Source organism: Planctomycetia bacterium (assembly GCA_016795155.1).
In the GTDB taxonomy this organism is placed as follows: domain Bacteria; phylum Planctomycetota; class Planctomycetia; order Gemmatales; family HRBIN36; genus JAEUIE01.
The window spans coordinates 35170-55746 of sequence record JAEUIE010000059.1 but is presented as its reverse complement, the minus strand read 5'-3'; the positions used below and the strand labels follow the sequence as shown (position 1 = coordinate 55746).

General features: G+C 50.4%; 14 protein-coding genes. 5 read left to right on the top strand and 9 right to left on the bottom strand.

The genetic code is table 11. From position 1 onward, the window contains the following. The first annotated feature begins 68 nt into the window (after positions 1-68). Positions 69-1169: a DUF1559 domain-containing protein gene (locus tag JNJ77_20775; GenBank protein MBL8825035.1), complete on the top strand. Its 1101-nt coding sequence runs from the start codon at positions 69-71 to the stop codon at positions 1167-1169. A 119-nt stretch (positions 1170-1288) separates the two neighbouring features. Here the strand turns inward: JNJ77_20775 and JNJ77_20770 are convergent, their stop codons facing one another. The 6 genes from JNJ77_20770 to JNJ77_20745 form a co-directional block, all read right to left on the bottom strand. Beyond that, on the bottom strand, positions 1289-2632 hold the full coding sequence (locus JNJ77_20770) for a hypothetical protein (GenBank protein MBL8825034.1): 1344 nt from the start codon (positions 2630-2632) through the stop codon (positions 1289-1291). A 122-nt stretch (positions 2633-2754) separates the two neighbouring features. Beyond that, positions 2755-3879, bottom strand: coding sequence for a hypothetical protein (locus JNJ77_20765; protein ID MBL8825033.1), 1125 nt, complete (start codon positions 3877-3879; stop codon positions 2755-2757). Between the two features lie 159 nt (positions 3880-4038). Beyond that, on the bottom strand, positions 4039-5244 hold the full coding sequence (locus JNJ77_20760; protein MBL8825032.1) for a hypothetical protein: 1206 nt from the start codon (positions 5242-5244) through the stop codon (positions 4039-4041). Positions 5245-5307: 63 nt separating this feature from the next. Continuing rightward, on the bottom strand, positions 5308-5610 hold the full coding sequence (locus JNJ77_20755) for a hypothetical protein (protein ID MBL8825031.1): 303 nt from the start codon (positions 5608-5610) through the stop codon (positions 5308-5310). Positions 5611-5787: 177 nt separating this feature from the next. Beyond that, complete coding sequence (locus JNJ77_20750) at positions 5788-7239, bottom strand: protein kinase (GenBank protein MBL8825030.1); 1452 nt, start codon at positions 7237-7239, stop codon at positions 5788-5790. Positions 7240-7307: 68 nt separating this feature from the next. Next, a complete protein-coding gene (locus tag JNJ77_20745; GenBank protein ID MBL8825029.1) occupies positions 7308-8435 on the bottom strand; it encodes a Nif3-like dinuclear metal center hexameric protein in 1128 nt (375 codons plus the stop codon). Positions 8436-8684: 249 nt separating this feature from the next. On the opposite strand from JNJ77_20745, the gene JNJ77_20740 reads away from it, so the two are divergent. After that, positions 8685-9644 carry a peptidoglycan-binding protein gene (locus JNJ77_20740; GenBank protein ID MBL8825028.1) on the top strand — a complete coding sequence of 320 codons (960 nt, stop codon included), beginning with the start codon at positions 8685-8687 and terminating at the stop codon, positions 9642-9644. A gap of 90 nt (positions 9645-9734) precedes the next feature. Here JNJ77_20740 and JNJ77_20735 read toward each other — a convergent pair whose 3' ends face one another. After that, complete coding sequence (locus JNJ77_20735; protein MBL8825027.1) at positions 9735-10730, bottom strand: hypothetical protein; 996 nt, start codon at positions 10728-10730, stop codon at positions 9735-9737. Between the two features lie 312 nt (positions 10731-11042). Here JNJ77_20735 and JNJ77_20730 point away from each other — a divergent pair, with 312 nt between their 5' ends. The 3 genes from JNJ77_20730 to JNJ77_20720 all read left to right on the top strand — a co-directional run bounded on the left by JNJ77_20730 (position 11043) and on the right by JNJ77_20720 (position 19130). Next, complete coding sequence (locus tag JNJ77_20730) at positions 11043-11558, top strand: YbaN family protein (GenBank protein MBL8825026.1); 516 nt, start codon at positions 11043-11045, stop codon at positions 11556-11558. A 135-nt stretch (positions 11559-11693) separates the two neighbouring features. Continuing rightward, positions 11694-18146 (top strand): hypothetical protein, encoded by a 6453-nt coding sequence (locus JNJ77_20725; GenBank protein MBL8825025.1) that lies wholly within the window; start codon positions 11694-11696, stop codon positions 18144-18146. A gap of 135 nt (positions 18147-18281) precedes the next feature. Beyond that, positions 18282-19130: an ABC transporter substrate-binding protein gene (locus tag JNJ77_20720; GenBank protein MBL8825024.1), complete on the top strand. Its 849-nt coding sequence runs from the start codon at positions 18282-18284 to the stop codon at positions 19128-19130. 134 nt (positions 19131-19264) lie between these two features. Here JNJ77_20720 and JNJ77_20715 read toward each other — a convergent pair whose 3' ends face one another. Further along, positions 19265-19561, bottom strand: a complete 297-nt coding sequence (locus tag JNJ77_20715; GenBank protein MBL8825023.1) for a (2Fe-2S)-binding protein — start codon at positions 19559-19561, stop codon at positions 19265-19267. Positions 19562-19567: 6 nt separating this feature from the next. Further along, on the bottom strand, positions 19568-20458 hold the full coding sequence (locus JNJ77_20710) for a hypothetical protein (protein ID MBL8825022.1): 891 nt from the start codon (positions 20456-20458) through the stop codon (positions 19568-19570). Positions 20459-20577 lie beyond the last annotated feature (119 nt).

Below are 20577 nucleotides of genomic sequence, written 5' to 3'. Positions count from 1 at the left end.
TTCCTGAAAGGTTCTGTCCCCCGCTGGATACCTGACATGTCACCTTAATCCTGAACAAGAGAGGAAACATGTCAGCCTATCGAAGCCGAACTGGTTTTACATTGATTGAACTGCTGGTGGTGATTGACATTATTGCCTTGCTCATGGCAATGCTCTTGCCAGCAGTGCAGAAAGTGCGGGAAGCTGCCAACCGAATGCTCTGTCAGAGCAACCTGCGTCAGATTGCGGTAGCTGCCCACAATTACCACACCGATCATCATCGCCTGCCACCGGGTTACCTGGGCATATCCCCCAGCCTGACCAGCGGGGCGTACAGTAGTTCCGTAAATGTTGCCTATGCCAACGGCGGCTCCTTTGTCGGTGCTCTTTATATTTTGTTGCCGTATCTCGAAGCAGATAACATTCAGAAAGCCTTCCGGCATACTGATTCCACAAGTTCCATATTGCCGTTGCGAACCGATCTGCAGACCATCTATCGCGAGTGGTGGTACAACCCCAGCAATCTCCAGCAGGGTACTGCCTTTTCAAGGGTTAAGATATTCAACTGCCCTTCCATCGATGCAACCGAAACGGTATTTCAGCGAGTCCATCTGTCTGCACACAGCCTGGTCTGGTCAGATGGAACGACCGGTTACTTTGGTTATCGCACTTTGCTGCCTGCCAATCCCGATATCGAGAACAGCCTGGGACGCACCAACTATGTTCCTGTAGGCAATTCCATTACGTTTCGCAACTGGCAGACCTATGCCATTGATGTGCAGACGGTCGGCATGATGGAAAACCGCACCAAAACCACGCTGGGTCAGGTAACCGCTGCTGATGGCACATCCAACACGTTAATGTTTGGCGAAACGCTTGGAGGCAGCATGTACCGGGGCAGCCTGGATACTGCTCATTGCTGGGTTGGAGCAGGCAGCAAATCCACTGCTGCCGGTATTGGTGACCCCCGCCTCGATCCATACGTCAGTGATCCTGCAGCAGCCAGCTACGATACGTTCAGTGCGGTACACCCCGGCGGATGTAACTTTGTCATGGGTGACGGCAGCATCCGTGCCATCCGCAAAATAGCCATACCCTACGGTGGCAGCAACCCTGATGCCTGGACCGCTTTGCAACTGCTCTCAGGTTTCCGCGATGGCCGGATTGTCAGTAATGATATCATTGACTGAATGATTGATAGTTGCAGGAAGTCTGTTCCATGCAACAAGCCAGCCCTGTGTCGAATCCTGCAATACGAGAATAACAATGCTTGTCTCCGGTTATTCGCCGGAGACAAGCATTCATCTTGTTATCTGATATCAACCTTCAAATAATCATTCGCTGGCACACGGGCCGATTGAACTCTGACAATCTCGTCCCCAACTTCGTTGAGAAGCTGACTGGGGATTTTTTTGCCGATAAGGTTCTCCCAGAGAATCTGTTGTTCTTGAGAAAAATGGGAAAACCATAGAGCTTCTATCTTGTCGGGCATGCGCATGTAAAGCTGCTTGTTTTTGGTTTTTGGTCTGGAGGCTTCTTCATAGATCTTCCGTGAATTGATGCGCGTGAGTTCATTGTATTGGTCATCAGTCATGCCTAGTTGTGTACGCATATTCTTGTCGCCCAGTACAGTCATTCCACGCAACTGAAGCTGAAAGTTCAGCAACTTCTCGACATATTCATTTCCAATAGCTTTTCGCAGGTCGAAGACGAAAGCTGCGTGGTTTCTCAGCCGTTTGCCATACCAGGCTTTGAGTTTGTCCTCACGATCATCTTGTTTGGTCTGCTGCAGCGAATCATAGAAGTCAGTTTCTTCCTTAATCCAGGCGCTTGCCAGCTTGTCAAGTTGTTCGACGTTCTGGATATTCCCGAGGTATTGTCGGACTTTGAAATTCATGGCGATTTCTGCGAGCGGAAACGGTTCGACGATGCGAGGGATACTGCGTGGAGTGAGTTTGTTTTCGATCAAGGGAAGGAGGCTCTCAGCATGAAATGTGGCGGATTCAATTTTTACCTGCTTGCAACAAAGTTGATCGAACTGCTCCTTCTGCCATGGTGTTAGAATTCCTGCGACACCGTTTTGATACATGGGGAAATTCGCTTGATGTGCCTTCGTGATTGCTGCCAGTTTCTGCTCTCGTGTTGCAGCTTTACCCAACGAAATTACGGCTTGTTCAAGCGATTGATCATAGTTCTTCTGTAATTCGTTATGCTTCTGGATTTGATCTGGTTTTGCAGAAAGTACTTTAGCCAACTCAGACTTGAAAATAAGCGGGTATTGCACAGCCTGCATTTTGACCTTGAACAACCCGGCAATCTGCTCTGGCGTCAGAATGAGTGCCGCATCTTTTTGGAATGAGTCTCGCGAGTGATTCATGCGTTGCTGCAGAACCGTGAGCTGGTAGCGATCTTGAGAAGCTGCAGACGCCTGTTTGATCATGTCCGCATGGTGCTTGTCATAGTACTCTTTGGCCAGTTTGAGTTGTTCCTTTTGCCAGGCTTCAAGTGCGATAAAAGTCTGGACATCAGCTCTGTCAAGTATGCTGACTCCAAATGGATCGAGTTTTACCATGCCATCCAGTGAAACTTTTCGCTGGTTATCGGTGTAGTTTGGAAGTTGAATGCACAATAGTAGAAGCGCAGCGAGATGCATCGTCAGGGTATCCTGAAATAAGGATGAACGAGTAGGGAAAAGACGAAGATGAAATGAATTGTTGACAAGAGGAAAAGCATGCAGAGAAAGCATGCTTTTCAATGTGGATAGTTAGTCGCTGATTATTGCCCACCACCGCCTGTGCCAACACCGCCGGTTCCACCGCCACCGGTTCCACCGCCACCGGTCCCACCGCCGCCAGGGCCACCACCCGGAGGAGTAATATTGTACCCGCCAGCAAAGAGGTAGGGATTACAGGCACATGGATTGGGTGGACTCCCCCCAACTGGTGGTTGCGGGGGTTCCATACATATTTGATGCCAATCCGTAATGGATGTAGAGGTCATGACAGAGGAGTTGCCCGTATAAGAATGCAGAACAAGATCCGGTTGTCCAGGTATGGCAATGCCAACGGGGGCTATGCCATATGCAAAAGAACTAACCTCAGCAGAAATGACATCACCTGTTTTTACCCATGTCGCCGGCGAGCCATTGAATGCAGGCGAGCCGAATGACGCAGTAAGAGAACCGAGAGGCGCCGTCAAAATGGTTACTACATCGCCGGCTGGTGTGGCTGTCATGTACTTTGCTATAGGATGGGATATGTCATAACCGGTAAATGATATCCCCGGGGGAAAAATGGCGATGTCGCTGTAGAGCGTATAAAAATTGAGTACTTCTATGTTGTTCCATAGCGTTAATGCGCCTGTTCCTGAAGTTCCGTTGCCAGACGCTACGCCGATCGCATAGACAAAACAGAACCCGGTAGCATCGTCGACATACTCCCAATCAGAGGTCCCACTTTGATTTCTACGACACCGGACTTCTCCTAAACTGCCCGCGATTGAACCCACACTGGTCATTACCGCAACATCGGTACTATCATTTCCCATCACCAGGTTGGCTGAGGAAGGCAGCAGTACGAAGGCCAGATTGCCGAAAGGATGATTCTGATTTCTCGAATCGGAATTCCCCATCGAAATCGCAGTGCTGTACTGCAGAATAAATTGATCCGTATTTACGTATTGATCAGATAACGATACGGGACCATGGGATATAACATTAAACCCAGGTCCATGAATGATCCAACCTGAAGATGACAGCGACGCATAGGGTCCAACGCCCGTATTCAACCTCGCACCATAAGGATCGGTACCCACTCCCATTATCACATTGCCTGCCTGCGCCATGGCAAGGCTGGGGAGTGCCAATACAGCACAAACACACAACCATTTTTGAAGCATCATAAGATGTACTCCAGAAATGAGTGTTAACGGCATATCGATTGTAATTTTTGATTATCAGATGTCAATCAATAAATGAGGAGATTGTGAATGGTTATTTTCGCCGCTATTATTCTGATACTCCAATTCGATGAGAGGTGCTCTGCCGTTCGGGATAACAACTTAATTGAACCACGCAAAGTACCCCATGCGCATCGGATTATCAAATGCCCTCATCACTGCTGAGATGCCCTCGAAGTTCATGTTGGTCCCCGTTTCCAGATACTTGGCGGCGGGCCCCTGTTGCATGACTGAATTGAAATCGATGCTTTGCGGTGGGTCTTCCAGCAACGTTTTGACATTTAGCCCTTTGCCACGGGTATTGCCAAAAAAATCCATGGGGATCAATGACTTGCCTTCCAGCATCGATTCCAGTTCGCCCATCATGGTGAGCCAGGTAGTAATCATCTCATCGCGAACGGGCAGGTTGAACACACCTTTCTGCTTGGCGTTAGGCAGCCATTCGTACTGGTCATCAGTCTCAGCACGGATGTATCGCCAGGTTTCCCGATTCAGCTTGGCGACATCAAGCAGATGATGGCGAAATCGGCTTAACCTTTTTGGTTCCTTGAATTGGATCGAGAAAGTCTGCATCATCTGTTTGCCGCGAAGCCGGTTCTCCTCATCTGCAGTAAGGAATGGCTTTACACGCGGAAAATGCTCCTTGGCAAAGAAATAAAAGTCTGCTTCGGTATCTACCGACAAATAGATCTCCAGCATGGCACCAAGCAGATGACAGTAGGCCCGCAGCCAGGCAACATCACCACGATCGAAGTGAACAAGAAACTCCGGGTTTGCCTTCAATAACTCAGGGGGAGCACCCATCAGCTTATTGAGCATTTCCAGGAACTGGTCCGTTGCCTGTCCATCTCCATCCAGATCGATTTTAATGTGTGCCAGCCGCAAAGGAAGTTTCACTTCATCATCAGTAATCGCAGCCAGTGTTGCTTCTGCCTGGGCCATGTCAGTGGTGAATTGATCAAGAATACGACGGAACGACAGATAGGAAACCGGGTTGGGTTCCGGATTGTGCGGAATAGGAAGCCTGACAAACGGCACCCAGTTGCTTGTGGGCTTCAGCCCGACCTGGTAAAACGACTGGCCCATCGTTTCGACAGCACGCACTATGCGAATCAGGCCCAGGCCAAAACGAGCCTGATCATCCTTGGGGTTCTTCTGAAGTTGTGATTCGAGAGCCATTTCGCCTTGTCGCAGTTGGCCTGAATGCAGGTACTGTTCCATGAGCGGGCGAGAGTCCTGAGCGCCGCAATGAGTAATGAATCCAGATAAGACTACCAACACAATGCTGGAAAAATAAATACGAAGCATTGATCCTACTCCTGTGGTAACAACAGTAGTACCATGCTGTAGATAGGTCTGTTTCACTGGCTTTTAATTTGCGCTGAAATCGAGCGTGAACGCTTCCCGGCTCAAGGGATCTTTGACAAATTTGCATCGGCAGGCTGCACAGAGGTCGAACTTCATTACCTGACGGGCCGGAGCTTCCTGGTAAGTGACGCCGTCATCTTCTAATGCCTGTAGTATCTGGCTGACTGCTTCGAGATTATCCATGGTCAGATCATTGTCGGTCAACTCGGTCTGTCCCTTGGCGAGCACTTCCATGCGAACGACAAAATACTGGCTGATTTCTGGAAGGATTTCTCTGCCACACAGATCGCACGAGATTAACACCATGGTAGAATCCTCACAGAGGGGATGTGCTGTCGGATAAAACAGCGCGGGCTGCTATTCCCCTCAATTCCCTATATATCCACCACTCTCAGGTTTTGTGTTGCTTGTCAAGGGGTTTCTGTTAACAGCGAAGAATCTCTTCGGAAATCACTTGCTCATTGTCTGAAAGTTGATCTTGAATCAGGCAGGCACTGCGGTGCTGATCGGGGCAACTTCCTGGAGCCGCGAGGTCAATTCGTGCATTTTCAAAGGGCGTCGCAGGATGGAGATATCAGAAAGCAGGTCTTCATCAACCATGTTTTCAATGCCATCCTGATCCTCGGAAACGATGATCAAGCCGTGACAGGGCATATTAAGGAATCTGGATTTTCTGAGAACAAAGTTCAGCGAGCCAACTCCCTCGACGCCAACAGTACCAACATCCAGCAGCAGTACATTGTAAGGTGTCTGTTCATAACGATCTTTGGCTCGTGCCGGGTCGCTGGCGATCAGCACTCGATACCCCATTTTCTTGAGCTTCTCTCGGAGTACATCCTGCAGTTTGTCATCATTTTCAACAATGAAGACGGTTTGATGGGAGGTATGCGACCCGACTCGTTCCCCACTGATTTCCGCACGAGCCTGACGAATGGCATCCAGTAACTGGGCAGGTGTTTGAAAACGCCGTTCCGGATTCAGTTCCATCATCGTGTTGACCAGCCGATGTACCGTGGCAGCGCCTGGGCCTTGTATCAGTTCCAGACGTAGTTTTTGCACATTCAGAAACCGTTCCCGGGCCATTCGCTGGTATTTATTACGTGAATGTGCCAGGGGTGAATGCCCTGTCAGCATTTCAAATGCCACACAGCCGGTAAAATAAATATCACTGCGGACATCGCCATAGGGAGCATCCGTGGCTCGTTCCAGGCCAGCATAGTCGACCGTTCGCTGCTGCTGATCTTTTTCATCGACAGGAATGATCTTGGACGAAATCTGGGCCAGGCCATAATCGGTCACCTTGGCCATGCCGCTGCTGGAAACGAGAATATTCGTCGGCTTCATGTCACGATGCGTTACCCCCTTGCTGCTCGCATAGGCGAGTGCATTGGCAACATCTTCCAGGCGCTTCAGCGTTTCAGTAGTGTCAAAGAACTTGCGAATGGCAAGAAGATCACGCAGATTGGCCCCTTCAACAAACTCCATTACAATGTAATATTGTCCCGTTTTTTCTTCCTTGCCAACCGATAACACCTCCACAATATTCGGATGCCTCAGGCTCATGCCGAGCCTGCCTTCACGTTCAAACATATGAATCACTTCAGGCTTGTCGGTCCATCGCTGCCTGAGCACTTTCACTGCCACCACCCGGCCTGAACTCGGATCATCAGCACGGTAAACGCGACCAAAGGTCCCGGAGTGAATCTTGTACAGCAGCCGAAAGCTACCCATGAAGTAGCCATGCATGTCGCCCTTGAGCAACTTGTCCACCTGCAGCGAGGTGAGCAAACCGTGTCGACTCAGCATAGCCAATAGCGGTTCTGGATCATTGCCCGGATCGGTCATTTCATCCAGGCAATCCTGTATGTGTGAAGAAGTAGCCAGGCGCAGTTTGATGATCAACTGGGCCATTTGTTTACGAGTCAGTTCAGCCATGAGCATACTTGCAGAAAAGGGATAATAAGACACTCTAGATTAAAATAAAATTATCGCTGATGCTAGTCTTAACTCAGTTTCGTTGCTGCAGGAACGAATTTGGCAGGGTTATGTTCCGCACGACTGCACCAGATGTGACAGTCAGGCAGGCGGATTTGCAGCATTTTTGCCAATGCCTCAACCCCGGGACGTTCGGTGGCATAATGTCCTGCAACCACCACAGTAATCCCGGCAGCCTGGGCTTTAAGCTCATCATGAAAACGCATTTCACCGGTGAGGAAAGCATCAGCCTTGCCACTGATCGCTGCGTCCAGCAGGCTACCCCCGGCTCCACAAACGATAGCTATCTTCTGAATTTTGGCATGATTTCGATGCCCCGTGAGAGCAACTGCTATGCCGAGTTTGGCTGCCACACAATCCGCCAGAGTCTGGGCACTGATGGGTTGGCGTAATTCCCCGATTCGACCCGCACCCAGTTTGCTGGTACCGGTGGAATGCAAGGGATAAACATCGATGGCTGGCATTTCATACGAATGGGCTTGGGTGATGGCAGAGAGCACTGCCGATAGCTTCAAGGCAGGGCAAATAATCTCCAGTCGATATTCCGCTGCCGATTCCAGCCTACCCGCGTGGCCCAAGGTTGGATTCGATTCTTCATTACCCCAAAACGTGCCGGTGCCCGATGAACGAAAGCTGCAATGGCTGTAATTGCCAATATGCCCCGCACCAGCATTGAACGCAGACTGGCTGACTGCTTCCAAATCCTTCTCAGGCACAAAGACGACGATCTTGTAGGATGTTTCAGGCTTAAGAGGAACCAGGGGCTTGAGATTGACCAGTTCCAGAGCCTGCGCTAACTGTTCATTGATACCACCAGTCGCATTGTCATAAGCAGTATGAGGTGAGTAAACCGCAACCTGATGCTGTGCCAACTGCAACAACAGGTTTCCTTCTTCACTGCTACTTGTTATTCGCTGCACCGGCTTGAACATCATCGGATGATGGGAAACGATCAGGTCTGCTTTCTCGCGTATTGCTTCTTCAACCACATCTCTGGTGATAGTGAGACAGGTCATGATGTGTTTGACAGGTTTGTCTTTACTGCCCAATAGCAAGCCTACGTTATCCCACGACTCAGCCAACTTCAACGGGGCGATTTCTTCCAGAACAGTGAGAACAAAATTCAAGGATAGCATCAACGGATTCTCAACGGGTTGGTAGAGATTAACTTACGCAGGTGCCATGATTTCGTCGTGAAATGATGAGTAATCAATTGAAGACTGTACCATACTCCGGCGGTACTCCGCCGGGGTGTGGTTTCGAAACGACTCGTTTCGGTCTCAAAATTCCCTCAGATCTTCACGGGGTTTAACTGCAGTTTCATCGCTTCTATGATTGTGGCCCGAATTATGGGCTGGATGCAGTGACCTGAAGGAGACTCCGCCATGTCTGCGTTTCCAAAACCCATGTTGACTCTTGGGTCGTATGGTGAAGCTGTTCGACTCGTGCAGAAGGCATTCAACCTGGCGCCTTCGAAACTGGCCAAGCTTGCTGAAGATGCAGCGTTTGGGCCTTTGACCTTGAACCGCACCAGGGAGTTTCAGAAAGATCATAAGCTCGTTTCGGATGGCATTGTCGGCCCCCAGACCTATGCGGAACTTCAGCCCTTCATTGATTTTGTCAACCAGGTTGCTGCGAAGATCCCGGTTGTGCCAGGACAAGATGAGCAGATGTATCGCGATCGCATCGTTCACGCTGCTGAGCAGTTCATGACCGGGTTCAGTTGGCATAAAAGCCCATTAATGCCCGGTGACTTTACTGGCGCTGAACCTTACCGCATTGCAGCCGCTCGTGGGTATGGTCCGAAATTCTTGAGTACGTTGACAGGAAAAATGGCACGTATGCGTTATGGTGGAACTGCGCTGGCTTACATCTTTCAACTGGCTGGAGCGCCTTCTGAGAAGTGCCATACGATCATTGCAGAATATGAGCCTCTCTATCAATCAGCAACGATCACACCTGAAATCCGTGCCAAGCTGAACCATGACCTGGGTTCGTGGTGTGGCATCTTTGCCGTGGCATGTTATCGGCTTGCTGGCCTGAATCTGAAATGGAGTACGGCCAAAGAGTGGGCTGGGAAGCAGTTCGAAGTTCTTCAGCATAACGACGCAGTCCGCAAAGGTGATATCGGGTATCTCCCTAACACAAACAATCATTACTTTATCGTTAACGAGGATACACCCGCAGGCAAGGATGTCCCATCCATCGATGGGAATATGCCCAATCCAAAGAGGAGTGATAAAAGCCCGGTCAACAGTGTGTTTGCTCGATGTTCGCGAACACGAACCGAAATTCAAGGGCCGGGAGGTATCTTCTATCGTCCTCGCTTTGAGACGATGCGATAAGCACACCGTGCCGTAGTTAAGCAAATGCCCACCGCGCATAAAAAACCGAGACTGAAATCAGTCTCGGTTTCGTGATTTAATCAGATCAAGTTAGTTGCAGCCACCGCAACCACCACAATCGCGGTTGGCGCGACGGAACAGACCGCAGCCTCGGCGTTCACGACCGCAGTCGCTCTTCCAACAGGTAGTTGCAGCACAGGGAGCATTGACCGCGACCTTTTCCTTGACTTTTTCTTCAACCCAGGTGCATTCCTGGACTTTGCGTTTTTCCTTCACGGTCTTGTAGGTGCAGACCTTGACAGTTTCGGTCTTTTCCTGTTCGACCATCTTGCAGACCTGGACGTTGTACTTTTCAACGGTTGGAACCATCTTGCAGGTCTTCACGTTGACTTTTTCAGTCTTGTTCACCCAGGTGGTGACAGGAACAGTGACCTTCTTTGTTTCGGTCTTGTAGGTGGTTACAGGAACCTGGCAAGTGCGGGTTTCGTTTTCGTAAACGCGACGGCACTTGGTGTAAGGAACCTGGCATACTTCGCGAACGCGTTCGTAGCAGGGGCGACCGCAGCAGTCGCAACCGGTCTGAACGCGACGGCAGGTGACCTTTTCGCGGTAGCAGGTCTCAGTGACCGTCTTGGGAACGCACACGGTGTAAGTGCGGGTTTCCATCTTGGTTTCGGGAGTGCAGAAAGTCTGCATGCGTTCTTCGTTCTTGGTGACGGGAACGCAGACCGTGCGATCTTGAACTTCATCTTTCCATTCAGCCTTGCAGACGGTGCGTTCGCGGGTTTCGGTTACCCAGGTAGGTACGCAGACCTTGTACTTGCGGACTTCGTCCTTGTACTCTGGCTTGCAGACATCTACTTCGATTTCCTTTTCGACCCACTTGGGGGTGCGACGGACTACTTCGATTTCCTTGTACTCAACCTTGGGTGCAGCCTGAGCAGTTACCGTGCCGCAGGGCTGGCTGGCTGTCGTACAGGGATTGCAATCATTATTACAGCGTTTCTTACAACACATGGCCCATGCCGAGGTGCTTGACAGGCCCAAGGCAACGAGGGCGACGACAGCGACAAACAGACGCTTCATCTTATACTCCTCAAAGATGCAAAACTGGTGATACTGCGAAGACTTTGTCGTATGAGCTACAGGAACACTTCCTGATAAAAGCACTCATCGCCTTCGTTACACTTTACACATATATCGCAGTATTCCTAAATTGGCCAGACTGTTTTATTTCGCATTTGGCCACAATTCTCGTTTCAGGTACGATTGTATGGGTCAGATAATTCCTATTTATTCCATTCTAATAAATTGGGCTTAAGTCGCTGCAGTTTATCTCCCGGTTAGTATTCCATAGGATGATTTTGCAGTGACGAATTTCGTTTAGAGCCAGTCTCTATGCCCGATTTGACGGATCCATCAACGTCAACTGGTGATGCCAGGATAACCCGCAATGGTTTCTGGGAGGTGCTCTACCTCATTTTGGGGATTGCATCTCTGGGCCTGGCGTATCTGGGCTGGATTTTGCCTGGCTTACCGTGGACCCCGTTCGTTCTGCTTGCCAGCTATTGTTTTGCCCGCTCTTCCCCACGGCTGGAACGCTGGCTGCTCAACAATCGCCTCTTTGGCTCGTTTCTGCGTGATTATCAACAAGAAAAAGGCATCCGTTTTCGCACGAAGCTGTATGCAACTGCCATGGTTGTTATCATGGTCAGCATCAGTGTGGTGACATTGATCTCGTTAGGCAAACCCTGGTATCTTGCCTGCTGCATTCCGTTACTGGCATTGGTTGGCTTGTTATTTCTCTGGCGTGTCGTCAGAACCATACCTGATAATCGAACACCAATAATACATGAGATGCGGAATACTACCAGCATGTCTCAGTATCGGCTGGAAAAAGTTGAATCAGCATGATGCTGGACCTATGACAATGCGTCGTCACTTTCGGTTTGGAAATACTCTTTCAGTAAATCAATCTCTCGTCATGTCACCATCGTCTGTAAATTAACAACGCATGATAAATCAGATATTCCCACAATGGGGTGGATCATGAAACGGTTCATGACTGGGCTGGTGGTTTGCTTGGGATTGTTCACCATGGCCCTGGCTGCTGGTGACATCGGATTCATTGAATCGTTTGCTCTCTCCAAAGACCGGAGCCAGAGTCTCAAGCAACTCATCCCAGGCACCGAGGAGTATTACTACTACCATTGCCTCCATTTTCTGCAGACCGAGCAGTTCCAGAAAGTACGCGAATTCAGCAAGCCCTGGGTAGAACGGCACGGCGAAACTGGCCGTTATCTCGATATCCAGACCAGGCTTGCCCTGCACGAATATGATCGCCAACCTGAAGCAACCTTGAAATATCTGCGAGATCGGCTCGGCATCCAGTTTCTGCATGAAAAAGAAGTGCAGGGAGCCGTTCCCAATCTGCCTACTTCGCTGGATCAGAATCTGATTTCACGAGAGCGACTCCAGCAGTTATCACTGACCAACTGGGATAATCTCGACAACTACGAAGATAATGGGCTGGAATTCCTGGCAGCAGTCAATCTCGATTGGCGCAAACGCCGTATGTTGCTTCAGCGTTTGACGCGTCCGGATATCACCAACCTGGTGGCTCTTGTTGCTGAGGATTTGCGGTCTCAGGATTCAGGTGGATTTGGCTCACTCAACATTCATCGGTTGTTGACTCTAAATCGACTGGATGAACTCGTCCGCGTGCGGCCTGAACTCGCTAATCAGCAGAACTTTGTCTACACCCGGCTCGTTCGCCTTCAACCAGGCGCTGATGAAGACTGGAAGCACGACCCGGCACTCACCAATGCTTATTTCACCAGGCTTTGGGAATATGTCAGCAAGCTGCAGCCTGCCCACAACTCACTAAAAACACATGTCCTGTACCATTGGCTGGTGTTTGATCGGGCCCAAGGCAGGTATGATCGTGCCCGCTTTATTGAGTATTTGAAGTTGCCCCGCTTTCAGCATTACATGTCGAAACAGATGCTGGAAAACGAATCGCTAAGACGTTTCCCTGCTGACCTGAATGCTTCACTGCAAGGCGTCACTCTGCTACCTAACGTTGGTATTGATGAACCACTTGTCCGCAGCTACCTGAAACAATTTCTCGCTGAAGCACAGTCGCCTGCTGAATTTGAGCCGTACATTAACGATGTTTACCTGAAACATCTGTTTGCAGAAACCAAGATCGAATTGGGTCTGGGTGATCCTGAACAATGGGCTTCCCAGTTGCCACCCGAACTATTCAAACAGTTGAAAGATCGGGTCGATATTGATTTCGCGCACACCAATCTGCCACAGTACCGTGTCGATCAGCCCGTCAAGCTGGAACTGTTTGTCAAGAACGTCCCCACGCTGCTCGTCAAGGTTTTTGAAATCAACACGCTCTCCTATTACCAGCAGAATCAGCACGAGGTGAATACCGATATCAGCCTGGATGGCCTGGTGCCCAACGAGGAAATGACTTTTAATTTCAACGACTCCCCCTTGCGGCGAGTCAGTAAGACATTCGATTTCCCCAAGCTCAACAAGCAAGGCGTCTACATCGTCGATTTCATCGGCGGTGGCATGAGCAGTCGGGCACTCATTCGCAAAGGCAAGCTGCACACGCTTTCTCGGAAAGGCACTGCTGGCCACGTAATCACGGTGCTCGATGAAAAGTACGAACTGGTAAAGAATGCCGCTATCACCTTGTCGGGTCAGCAGTACAACGCTGATCCTGATGGCACCATTCTCATCCCTTACAGCACACAACCTGGCAACAAACCGATCATCGTTTCCGTGGGTGATTTTGCCTGTATCGATTATCTACAACACGATAGCGAAGCTTATTCCATGGTAGCTGGCATCTATGTGGAACGTGAGAGCCTGCTTACTCAACAATTAGCACATGTTATTGTCCGTCCTTCGCTCTTGCTGAATGGCATACCGCAATCACTGAAGCTCCTCGAAAATGTCAGGCTCAAGCTGATCTCGACCGACCAGGATGGCATTGCCTCCACCACGGAAGTGCCTGAATTCAAACTGTTTGAAGACCGGGAATCCAACTACGAATTCCGCGTGCCACCCCGTTTACAATCGTTGCAGGTTCAGCTTAGCGCGGAAGTCAAGAATCTTTCCACCAGCGCCAGAGTCAATCTGTCAGCAGCTCAATCTTTTGCCCTGAACAGCATTGAACTAACTGACAAAACAGAAGACTTGCACCTCGCGAAGTTTGGCAAGAATTATGTCATCGAAGTACTCGGCAAGACTGGCGAGCGCAAACCTAACCGTGCGGTTCAGTTGTCACTCAAGCATCGTGAATTCAGGCAGCCGACAGGCATGTCGCTCAAGTCGGACGAGCAGGGCCGCATTATGCTCGGCGAGTTGAAAGATATTTCTTCCATCACCGCCACCGGGCCTGAAAGCACTGCCCATACCTGGCAACTGCCACTCAATCGTTTCAGCTATCGTTCGATGATGCACGTTAAGCAGGGGGATACTCTTTCCCTTCCGTACACTGGTACTTCTGCTGAACCATCACGCAGTGAAATGTCCCTCTTTGAACTGCGAAGCAACATATTCCAGACGGATCACTTCTCCAAAATCCAAATCCAGGATGGTGTGATTCAAATTGCTGGACTCACGGCTGGAGATTACGACCTCTGGCTGAAGTACAGCAACGAGAGGATCCGCATCCGTGTATCCGCTGGGGCCACAGTTGCAGGCTACATCACCAACCCGGTGCGATTCACACAGCTTCCCGGGTTGGAACCTGTCAGCATTGCCCGCACCAGTTTCGATGCTGAAGGCAACCTGCTCATCCATCTGAAAAACTGGAACAAGCTGGCCCGCGTGCATGTGATGGCAACCCGATATCTGCCTGCCTTCAACGCTTACCACTCCCTCAGTCAGGTGGGTGATGCTGGTCTGTCTGGTCTGGTGCCTGGCCGCAATGATGCAGCCTACATCACGGGCCGCGATATTGGCGATGAGTATCGTTACGTGCTGGATCGCAAGCTGCAGAAAAAGTTCCCCGGCAACATGCTCGAACGTCCTCAATTGTTGCTGAACCCCTGGGCTTTGCGAACCACCGAAACTGGCGAGCAGATTGCAGGCGAAGGCGGAGCATTTGGTGCAGCGCCGAGCCCCAAAACAGCGGCACTCATGGATGCTGCAGAACGCGCTCAGCGAAAAGTGTCACAAGGCGCTGAAGGCGAATTGACTTCCAACCTCGATTTCCTCGCTGACCCAGCCGCTGTGATCCTGAATCAGATGCCTGATCAGAATGGCGTCATCAAACTGAGCAGAAAAGAGGTCGGTCCTCATGCCTGGATACACATCCTTGCGGTAGATACTGTGCATACCAGCATGCTGTCCATCAATACTGATGAGATCGCAGCCAAGTTCATCGATCTGCGTCTACGTCAGGGGCTTGATCCAAAGGCACATTACACCCAGCAGAAGCAGATTACCATTGTTCAGCCCGGCCAGCCGCTCACTCTTGCTGACATCAACAACAGCCGGTTTGAAATGTATGACCAGTGGTCGAAGGTTTACGGCTTATTCCGCACATTGACGAGCGATGCCAAGCTGACGGAATTCGCTTTCCTGTTGAATTGGCCTGGCATGAAGGTCGAAGAGAAACGGACTAACTATTCGAAGTATGCCTGCCACGAGCTGAACTACTTCCTTTACAAGAAAGACCCTGAGTTCTTCAAAGCTGTGGTATTGCCATATCTTGCTAACAAAAAAGACAAGACCTTCATGGACAACTGGTTGCTCGGCCATGAATTGGCCATCTATCTCGAACCCTGGGCTTATGGTCGGCTGAATATTGTGGAACGCATCTTGCTGGCCCAGCGCATCCAGGCAGAAGGAGCGATTGCAGGCCGTCATCTGAACGACCTGTATCGCATGCTGCCTCCCGATCTGGAACGCATGCTGGTATTGTTTGATACTGCAGTCAAAGGCAATGAGATGAGTGCAGGCGGCGTCTTCCTTGGCGAGAAGGCTAAAAAGCCGGCGGTTGAATTGGAATCGAAATTTGATGAACAGAAAGCTGCAGGCATGTTTTCTCAAGGACAACCTCCACCTGCTGCCGCACCAGGCGGCGGAAGAGGTGCAGGAGGCGGCATGGGTGGACTGGGCGGCGGGGGGCAAGATGCCACCATTCGCGCCCAGCCCAGTGCAAGGTCTGGGATCACAATCAATGCTACTGGTAAAGAAGTTTTGCGTGTTGCACCCAGTAAGAACGAAGACAAAGCTGGAAGTATAAATGTAGGTGCTAGGGTCGGGCGTGATTTCAAGGATGGTGAAACACGTGAGGAATCAAAAAAAATGCATCACTTGCAATGGAATCAAAAGGATGAAGGATTCTATTACTCTGCCGAGGCGCGAAAACGGGCGGAATACAAGCAGCTTTACCGCAAGGTTGATCCGACCAAGGAATGGGCAGAAAACAATTATTACCATCTGCCTATCGAACAGCAGCTTGCTGCCCTGGTGAACGTTAACCGTTTCTGGCTCGACTACGTCAAGCATCCGGGCAATGGCCCATTTTTCTCTCGCTATTTCCCGTTTGCTTCCAGTAACTTCACGGAAATGATGTTTGCCCTGTCGGTACTCGATGTACCCTTCACAGCAGGCAAGCACGACATGAAGTTTGAAGATGGCAAGATGACGTTAAATGCTGCCAGCCCGCTGATTGCCTTCCATGAAGAAGTCAAACCAGCCGCTGCAGCTCAGAACAAGCTGCCCATTCTCGTCAGCCAGAATTTCTATCGCCCCAGTGACCGCTACCGCGAAGAAAATGGAGAACGTATCGATCACTTCATCACCGAAGAATTTCTGGTGCATACCACCTATGGTTGCCAGATCGTGGTTACCAACCCGACCTCGTCTCGCCAAAAACTGACGGTACTTTACCAGATACCAGTAGGCGCCATGCCACTGGCCAAGGGACAGCAGACCAAATCGGTTCTGCTCGATCTGGAACCGTATCGCACCCAGACGATAGATTTTCTGTTCTACTTCCCCGGTGCAGGCCAATTTGCTCACTTCCCGGTGCATATTGCCAAGAACGAGCAATACGTCGCCAGTGGAACGCCGTTCAAATTCAATGTCGTGGAGAAGCCTACGAAAATCGATACCGAATCGTGGGACTATGTCTCGCAGGAAGGTACTGGCGAACAAGTGCTTGCTCATATGCAGCGTGAAAATATCCTGAAGCTCAACCTGGATAAGATCGCCTTCCGCATGAAAGACAAAGCCTTCTTCCAGGCAGTTACCAAACTGTTGCGGGAACGACATGTCTACCAGGCAACGCTCTGGTCGTATTCCGTGCTGCATAACACCCTGCCTGAACTGCAGGAATATCTGCGGCAGCACGATCAACTGATTGCCATGTGTGGCAACGCACCCGTCCAGACTACACCGTTGACGATTAATCCGGTGGATCGACATGCATTCCAGCATCTGGAATACAAGCCGCTGGTTAATGCCCGTGCTCACTCGCTCGGCAAGAACAGGCAGATTGTCAACGACCGGCTGCATCAGCAGTATCACCATTTCATGACCATGCTTTCCTACAAGAAAACATTCGATGATGCTGATCGAATGGCAATCACCTACTATCTGCTGCTGCAGGATCGCTATGACGAAGCTGCAGAAACATTCAGCCGCATCCAAGCTGGCAAGCTGACTTCCAGGATGCAGTACGATTACTGTGCCGCTTACCTGGCATTCCTGAGTGAAGAGCCGGGCAAGGCACGGGCCATTGCTACGCCTTATCTGAGTCATCCGGTGGATCGCTGGCGCAATACGTTCACGACAGTCATCAATCAGCTCGATGAAATGGAAGGCAAGGGCGTTAAAACGGCTGATGCTGATGATCGTGCCCAGCGCCAGGGACAGTTGGCTGCTTCTGAACCGAGTTTCAACTTCACTGTCGATAACAAGAAGATCAACCTGACCTGGCAGAATCTCGGTGCAGTCAAAATCAATTACTACCTGATGGATGTCGAACTGCTCTTCAGCAGAAATCCATTCGTCCAGCAGTATGGCAGCCAGTTCAGTGCTATCAAGCCGAACCAGGTGCAGGAATTGAAGTTGAACGCGGCTCAGGGTAAGCAGGCATTCGAATTGCCTGCTGATCTGGTCAACCGTAACGTGCTGGTGGAAATCACCGCCAATGGTAAAACCAGTTCAGCACCATACTATGCCAACGCTTTGGATGTCACCCTGCAGGAAAACTATGGCCAACTGAAAGTGGTCAATGCCTCCACAAGCAAGGCGCTTCCTAAGGTGTACGTGAAGGTATATGTTCGCCTGGCTGACGGCCAGGTGAAGTTTCACAAAGATGGCTACACCGATTACCGTGGCAAGTTCGATTACGCTTCAGTCAGCACGCCGGAGAAATCGCCCATCTCCCGGTTCTCCATCCTGGTCATCAGTGATGAACTTGGCGCCATGATCAAGGAGTGCAACCCGCCTGCACAGTAATCAACCCGTGGTACACTTTTGTAAAGTGTCAAAAGTCAGTTGAACAGGAGATCATGGCGACGCAGCCATATCTCCTGTTTTTTATTGCTGTCTCCTCTATCAATAACAGTAGAACTTTCACCGAATCGAAAAGGTATCCCCGTGATTGCACCTCGAGTTATCCACGTTGGCCACAGCCCCGATCCAGATGATGCGTTCATGTTCTATGCCCTGGCACACGACAAGCTCGATACCGGGCCGCTGACCTTCAAGCATCAGTTGCAGGATATCGAAACGCTCAACCGCCGGGCGATGAAGGGCGAACTCGAAGTCAGTGCTGTCAGCATCCACGCCTATGCCCACCTGCTCGAGAAGTATGCATTGCTGCCCAGCGGTTGCAGCATGGGCGACAAGTATGGGCCTATGGTGGTGGCCAAGCAGCCTTTCACTCTCGAACAGTTGAAAACCAAAAAGATTGCCGTGCCAGGCACCATGACTACAGCGTACCTTGCCTTACGGCTTTGCCTGGGAACTGACTTCCAGTACGAAGTGGTTCCTTTCGATCAGATACTCAATGCCGTGGAGCAGGGTAAATATGAAGCAGGCCTGATCATTCACGAAGGGCAACTGACATTCCAGAACCAGGGTTTGAAACTCATCGTAGACCTCGGCGTCTGGTGGTATGAGAAAACCGGTTTGCCGTTGCCTTTAGGTGGCAATGTTGTCCGCCGCGATCTGGGTGATGAAACTATCCGGCTCATCAGCAAGCTGCTCAAGCAGAGCATCCAATACTCACTCGATCATCGTGACGTTGCACTCGATTACGCCCTGCAGTATGGCCGCGACCTTGATCGCAAGCTGGCAGACCAGTTCGTAGGCATGTACGTCAACGAATGGACGCTCGACTACGGCGAACGAGGCCGAACCGCCGTGCGAAAACTCCTCGAAGAAGCCGCCAAGGCCAAGATCATTCCCTCTGCCGTGAATGTACAGTTCGTGGAATAGAACGCAATCTCAATGTTGATACACAAGTAGTCATGCAAAATGGGTGCCACGGTTTGCATGTACTCACGATAACCGTGCCAAATCACTGAATTGTTTTTTTAATTCTCTGATAGCTGACGACTGAAAGCTGATAGCTATTCCGGCAACGGCTCCGCTCCTGCCGCCGGTATCCCTTTCCCCGCCTTGATGTATTCCGCACGTTGCCGGGCATATTCTTCCGGCGTCAACTGATCCAGTTCGCTGGTTGTATCTGCAGATTTATACTGTTTGAAAATCTGTTTGAGGAACGGGATGCACCAGCCACAGCCGGTGCCCGCTCCGCCACATTCGGAAAGTTGACTGACCACGCGGGGATGTTCCCGCTTGCAGAAGTTGACGAGCTTGCGACGGCTGATGTGAAAGCAGTAACAGATTTTGCCGTCGAGGTTCATGCTGCATTACTTTCGTGGAACGTTAGCTCCCGCTGGTTGAACACCATTGCCTGGTGGAGTGGCTGGCAATGATGCCTGTGTGGGAGCTTGACGAATCTGCCAGCCTGCCTTTTTCTCTGCCTCCACATTGAATTCAGTCAGGTTGACCAGTTTGCCATCGTTGCGAACAACCGCTTTGAATTCCCAGGTGATTTCTGCTTTCCCCGGCTCACGCCATTGAATGGTCAGCGGGAAATCCTTTGGTGATATCTGATTGGCAAACTTGACCACGCCAAGTTGGGCGATGGTGAAATCACGCCTGTCCTGATCAGTAAGAGGCACTACACGAATCCAGTTGTAATTCTGATCCGATTGCACGATATTCATGTCAAACCGCTTACGTGCATCAACAGCTTTCATACCAAAAAGAAATGCAAATGGGCCATCATCAGGTCGAACATTCTGGTTCTGCAATTGCTGAACCCAAATCGTCTTGGCAGCAATGTCGAAATTGTAAAACCAGACGCCGGAACAGACATATTTGCGTTTGATTTTTTTCGGATCGGGATTGCCATTCTTGTCGAGTTCGAAGATTTCCAGCTTCAAGCCATATTGACCCGTGGGCATCTTGAGCACTTTGGCTTCACCAAATGAAACCGTAGTTTTGTTAAAGGTTGGGTCTTTTTCAGAAACCTTGAACTGAACCAGGAGCGACTGCAATCCCTTGGCATCCGATTCCCAACTTTGAAGAATTCCTTCCAGAGCTGCTTTCTGTTCTGGAGTCATGACTGGTTGCGCAGCAGACTGTTGCTGCTGTGCCGGTTGCTGTTGTCCAGGCTGAGCACCGGTTGTTCCCTGGGTTTGGGCCTGCAAACTACTACAAACCAATAACAGGCCGAACATGATAGCAATACGCATATCGAACTCCACAAACTATCATTCCATTGTAGACATGTACCAGAGTGGGGAATATACACAAGGCCAAGTGCCATCTACCTGTTGCTGTCGTTTCCATTCTTCCTTAGGTTGATACAAGC